Here is an 830-nt window from a genome sequence, read left to right as displayed (position 1 = left end):
GAGATGGTCGCGCAGCTGGAGGGTGAGGAGATCCGGGTCCGCCGGGTTCCGGTGGATTACGCCTCGCACTCCGCGCATGTGGAGGAGATCCGCGAGGAGCTGCTGAGGGTTCTGGCGGACCTGAAGCCGCGTACGTCTGAGGTGCCGTTCTATTCGACGGTGTCCGGTGAGCTGGTGGACACGGCCGGTCTGGACGCGGAGTACTGGTACCGCAATCTGCGGCAGACCGTGGAGCTGGAGTCCACGACTCGCCTCCTGCTCGATGAGGGCCACACCGTGTCTTCTGGCTTGATGCCCCCGCGGGTGTGGGTGATGTGGGTTCGGTGGGGTTGGGTTCGCTGGGGCACCCGTTGTTGGGTGCGGTGGTGTCGTTGGCCAGTGGTGGCGGGGTGCTGCTGAGCGGACGGTTGTCGTTGGCCACGCATGAGTGGCTGGCGGATCACGCCGTGCACGGGGTCGTGCTGCTGCCCGGGACGGCGTTCGTGGAGCTGGCGGTACTGGCGGGCGATCAGGTCGGCTGTGGTCGGGTTGAGGAACTGATCCTGGAAGCGCCGCTGATCCTGCCCGAGAAGGGCGGGGTGCACCTTCAGGTTGAGGTGGAGGAGGCGGATGCTTCCGGCTTCCGTGAGGTGAGTGTGTTCTCGCGGGCGGAAGCGGAGGGCGAGGGTGCCGCCTGGACGCGGCATGCCCACGGTCTGCTGGGTTCGGCCGCGCCCGGCTCCGAGGCCCGGTTCGACTTTGGTGTGTGGCCTCCGGTGGGGGCTGAGTTGGTTGATGTGTCGGGTGAGTATGTGCGGGCGGCGGAGAACGGGCTGGAGTACGGGTCGGTT

At 67.5% G+C, this 830-nt stretch carries 1 protein-coding gene and 1 pseudogene; both read left to right on the top strand.

The window, feature by feature from the left end:
* Positions 1-324 (top strand): annotated as a pseudogene (locus IG74_RS54565) (acyltransferase domain-containing protein); the annotation flags it as partial.
* 65 nt (positions 325-389) lie between these two features.
* Positions 390-830 (top strand): hypothetical protein (locus IG74_RS54560; protein WP_324607546.1); only part of this gene is annotated, 441 nt, incomplete at its 3' end.

Origin of the sequence: Streptomyces sp. NRRL B-1347 (genome assembly GCF_000720325.1) — a bacterium.
In the GTDB taxonomy this organism is placed as follows: Bacteria; Actinomycetota; Actinomycetes; order Streptomycetales; family Streptomycetaceae; genus Streptomyces.
The sequence above is the reverse complement of the archived record's forward strand: the minus strand, read 5'-3'. Positions and strand labels throughout refer to the sequence as shown.